Raw genomic sequence first — 4,432 nt, 5'->3', positions numbered from 1 at the left:
GAGGTAGTTCTCACTAGTTGTTGAAAGTAACGGTTTTGACGTAAACGTTTTTAACGAAATTTACGAGTATGTATTTTCGAAAACATTGATTTCACACAATAGAATTGTGGTCATGTATGTGTATTATGGTGTTAATAACAATCTTTCTCATTATCAATCACGAATTGGGTATTTATGAAACTCTCACAACTAGAGCAAGGAAAAGCGGCTTCTATAGTTGCCTTAACCGGCTTAACACCAGAAGTTAGAAAAAAGCTAATGGTCATGGGTATGTTGCCAAACACTGAAGTTACACTAATCCGTCGCGCGCCGATGGGGGATCCGCTTCAAGTGGAGGTGAGAGGAGTCTCTATCGCCATTCGTGAAAGCATCGCAGAACAAATCGAGGTTATCTAAATGGATTATCAAGTTCTTACCGTTGGTAACCCGAATAGTGGTAAAACAACGTTATTCAATGCACTAACCGGTGCGAAGCAGCATGTTGGTAACTGGGTAGGCGTAACCGTAGAAAAGAAAACGGGTGTCTATTCACATGCGGGTGACCAATTTCAGCTAACCGACTTGCCTGGTATCTACGCACTAGATAGTGGTAATGATGCAAATAGTATTGATGAGTCTATCGCGTCGCGAGCTGTTCTGACTCACCCTGCTGACGTGATCATTAATGTCGTTGATGCAAGCTGCTTAGAACGAAGCCTATACATGACATTGCAATTGCGAGAGTTGGGTCGCCCGATGATCGTTGTATTGAACAAAATGGATGTATTAAAGCGTGAGCGTCAGGTGATCAACCTGAAAGCGCTAGAGAAAGAGCTAGGTTGCCCGGTTCTTAGCTTGTCTGCGAACGATAAAGGTCAAGTGGCTCGTTTCAAAGAGCGTCTACATAAGCTTCTTGTTCAAGGTGTGAGCCTTGATCCTATCTCTATTAACTATGACGAAGCATTAGAAGCACTTATTCCTTCTGTTGAATCACATTTTGATGATGCTGATGTTTCTCACCGAGCGCTTGCGATTCGTGCTCTAGAAAATGATTACTTGGTGCTAAACGGTTTAGCTCCGCAAACACGTACTCAAATTGATAATGTGCGTCTTGGCGCCGAGTTTGATATCGACCTTGCGGTAGCAGACGCGAAGTACACTTTCTTACATGACCTGTGTAAGCGTGTTCGCCGCAGTGAAGGCAAACTAAGCCGTAACTTCACAGAGAAAGCTGACCAATTCATTCTGAACAAATGGGTCGGTATCCCTTTCTTCTTCGTCATCATGTACCTAATGTTCATGTTCTCTATCAATATTGGTAGTGCGTTCATCGATTTCTTTGATATTGGTGTTGGTGCAATATTGGTTGATGGTGGACACCATTTATTAGACGGACACCTACCAGTTTGGCTGGTTACTATTCTTGCAGATGGTATCGGTGGTGGTATTCAAACTGTTGCGACCTTTATTCCGGTTATCGCGGCGCTTTACTTGTTCTTAGCGGTACTTGAAAGTTCAGGTTATATGGCGCGTGCTGCGTTTGTACTTGATAAAGTGATGCAAAAGATTGGTCTGCCGGGTAAGGCGTTTGTACCGTTAGTTCTTGGCTTTGGCTGTAACGTACCGTCAATCATGGCAACTCGTACACTTGACCAAGAGCGTGAGCGTAAGCTAGCTGCCTCAATGGCGCCATTTATGTCATGTGGTGCTCGTCTACCGGTATACGCACTGTTTGCTGCAGCATTCTTCCCAGGTGCTGGTCAAAACGTGGTATTTGCTCTGTACATCATGGGTATTCTTGCTTCTGTATTTACTGGTTTGTTCCTTAAAAACACTATCTACCCAGGTAGCAGCGACAGCTTGGTAATGGAAATGCCAGACTACGAGCTGCCAACTGTACAAAACGTGATGTTGAAAACGTGGCAGAAACTGAAGCGATTCGTGCTTGGTGCAGGTAAAACGATTGTGGTTGTGGTAGCAATCTTAAGCTTCTTGAACTCTCTGGGTATGGACGGCAGTTTCGGTAACGAAGACAGCGAAAATTCAGTACTTTCTAAGGCAGCACAAGTTGTGACTCCTGTGTTCCAACCAATCGGTATTACAGAAGAAAACTGGCCAGCAACGGTAGGTATTATTACCGGTATCTTCGCAAAAGAAGCGGTAGTTGGTACGTTGAACAGCCTTTACACAACGCCTTCTGATGAGGAAGCGGCTGAGTTTGACTTAGCGGCTAGCTTAGAAGAAGCGGTGATGACGATTCCTGAGAATCTAGCCGGTCTGAGCTACTCGGATCCTCTAGGTATTGAAGTGGGTGACTTAAGCGATTCAGGTGCAGTTGCCGAAGAACAAGAGGTTGACTCGTCTATCTTTGGTAACCTGAAAGACAAATTTGTTTCTGGTCACGCTGCGTTTGCTTACTTAATCCTTATCTTGCTTTACACACCTTGTGTGGCTGCAATGGGTGCTTACGTTCGTGAATTTGGTCAAATGTTTGCACGATTTATTGCGGTTTGGACAATGGCGCTTGGCTACTTTGGTGCAACTTTCTACTACCAAGCGGCAAACTTTGCAGCACACCCTGTGACAAGTGCAGTGTGGATGGTCGCGATTGCTGGTGGCTTTGTGATTACCTACCGTGTATTTAAGAAAGTTGGCAGCAAGCAAAAAGCATTAGAGGTGCAAGTCGTATGATTTTAACTGAACTTCATCAGTACATTGACAGCCAAGGTGTCGCAGCTCGTAAAGAGATTGCAGCGAAATTTGGTATGAGTGAAGATGGCGTGGATGCGATGTTGAGCGTGTGGGTCAAGAAAGGCAAAGTATCTCGCTTGGTCGACACCAACAAACATGGTCATACAACGCGTGTTCGCTACACCATCAGCAAACAAGATGGTCTGTCGCTGAATGTAATGATGTAGTTTGGTCAATATCTAATAAAAAACCGCAGCCTATGAGCTGCGGTTTTTTGTTTGTGTTTATCGACTTAAGACTCTTTGGTTTCACCTAACCCAAGAACTTTAAGGCCAATACTAAGTAACAGTATGGATACTGGAAGAACCAGTATGTCCCATCCAATGCTGTCGAAATTGACGAGCACAAGCTCCAAAAACTTCACGAAGATGATGATGATAATCACTTCAGCCAAAATGTTTTTCAGGTGGCCAATATTGGGTGTTTTTATCCAACTAAGTACTTTGCTTTTATTGATTTGTTGTTCACTTTTCGCAGCATTACTTTTATCCGAGATGAATAAAGTGAACACACCGTGAGAAAAAATAAAGAGTACAAAAGCAATCAAGAATGTATCCAGAGACTTAATCAAGTACGAGATCGCGATATCTGTTGTGTCTAAATGTGCGAGCGATTCCGGTGGTACCTGATTGAGCATGAAGATCGCAAAAGCAGAGTAAGTCTTGGTTGCTCCCATAAAGAATAAGAGTAGGGAAGCAAGCATAGAACAGATGATGGCGATCCAGCTGATATGACGAAATAAGTTGAAGGTTTGTTTCATGATGCTCTCTCTATGTTGTGTGCAAGAGAGTATACGTGGGAGTCTGTGTTGTGATAATGGGGTGTTTTTGTGAATTATTATTACACATTGGTAATAATGGTGATACCAAGAGGTTAGGTATCACCTATGTCAGAAGGTTAAGCTTTCTTAAAGATAGAGCTTAGTGACAGCACATTTTGAATACGAGTTAGGATAGCTGCTTGCTCTTCTTCACTGCGCTGTTCACCTGTGGTGTTGCCCCACACAGGGCCAGGCCATGCCACATCATCTTTGAAACGTGCGATATGGTGGATGTGCAGTTGTGGCACCATGTTACCTAGTGCGCCTAGGTTTAGCTTATCCGGTTGGAACGTAGCTTCTAGTGCTTGGCTCACTGCTTGAGATTCATGTAAGAACTGCTGTTGCTCTTTCATTGGTAAGTGATGCAGCTCTTTTAGGTTGGCACGTTTTGGTACCAGAATAACCCAAGGTACAGTGTTGTCTTTGTGCAGTAGCGCAAGGCTAAGTGGGAATTCGCCAATAACGGTGGTGTCTTTTGCCAATTGAGGATGAAGTTCGAAGCTCATGATCTTTCCAATTAATTGTTTTAGTTGAGTATAAGGTTGGAAAGAGAATGTGGCTAGCGCTTACGACCTCAATAAGCAGATTCCCTATCACGTTCGTACCTCACTGTAGGGAATGACGCTGGAGGAGAAGGACAACGAATTGGTTTTCGGTGATTGCATGCTTTAGGAAGAGTCTCCAACATGCTCGTGCTTCACTGTGGGGAATAGCGTGAAGGAGAGGAATAGCGAATTGGTTTACTGCTGTTACGTGCTTTAGAAGATTCCCTATCACGCTCTCTCATCAATGAAGGGGATGGCGTGGGAACGCGCCATTGATCCTGTCTCGGACTTATGGCATTCATTGCCGTCATCTCCTAGAGCGACGAAGGAGCGTAGT

At 44.1% G+C, this 4,432-nt stretch carries 5 protein-coding genes; 3 read left to right on the top strand and 2 right to left on the bottom strand.

Annotation, left to right across the window (positions count from 1 at the left end; all coding sequences use genetic code 11):
- Nucleotides 1-174: 174 nt before the first annotated feature.
- Genes BCT81_RS29450 through BCT81_RS22965 form a run of 3 tightly spaced genes read left to right on the top strand, consistent with a single transcriptional unit; the run spans nt 175 to nt 2,897 of the window.
- Nucleotides 175-396: a FeoA family protein gene (locus tag BCT81_RS29450; RefSeq protein WP_150897811.1), complete on the top strand. Its 222-nt coding sequence runs from the start codon at nt 175-177 to the stop codon at nt 394-396.
- Nucleotides 397-2,670, top strand: a complete 2,274-nt coding sequence (feoB, locus tag BCT81_RS22970) for a Fe(2+) transporter permease subunit FeoB (RefSeq protein ID WP_198596948.1) — start codon at nt 397-399, stop codon at nt 2,668-2,670.
- Nucleotides 2,667-2,897, top strand: coding sequence for a FeoC-like transcriptional regulator (locus BCT81_RS22965; RefSeq protein ID WP_004737929.1), 231 nt, complete (start codon nt 2,667-2,669; stop codon nt 2,895-2,897). The genes feoB and BCT81_RS22965 overlap by 4 nt, the downstream gene beginning before the upstream one ends.
- Nucleotides 2,898-2,962: 65 nt before the next feature.
- Here BCT81_RS22965 and BCT81_RS22960 read toward each other — a convergent pair whose 3' ends face one another.
- Together BCT81_RS22960 and BCT81_RS22955 are read right to left on the bottom strand one after the other, a co-directional pair.
- Entirely contained in the window at nt 2,963-3,490 is a 528-nt protein-coding gene (locus BCT81_RS22960) for a YqhA family protein (protein ID WP_102425969.1), read from the bottom strand.
- Nucleotides 3,491-3,627: 137 nt separating this feature from the next.
- Nucleotides 3,628-4,056 carry an HIT domain-containing protein gene (locus tag BCT81_RS22955; protein WP_102425968.1) on the bottom strand — a complete coding sequence of 143 codons (429 nt, stop codon included), beginning with the start codon at nt 4,054-4,056 and terminating at the stop codon, nt 3,628-3,630.
- Nucleotides 4,057-4,432 lie beyond the last annotated feature (376 nt).

It is taken from the genome of Vibrio sp. 10N.261.52.A1 (genome assembly GCF_002876325.1).
Classification (GTDB): Bacteria; Pseudomonadota; Gammaproteobacteria; order Enterobacterales; family Vibrionaceae; genus Vibrio; species Vibrio chagasii.
Note: the sequence above shows the minus strand (reverse complement) of the source record. Positions and strands in the feature narration are given on the sequence as shown.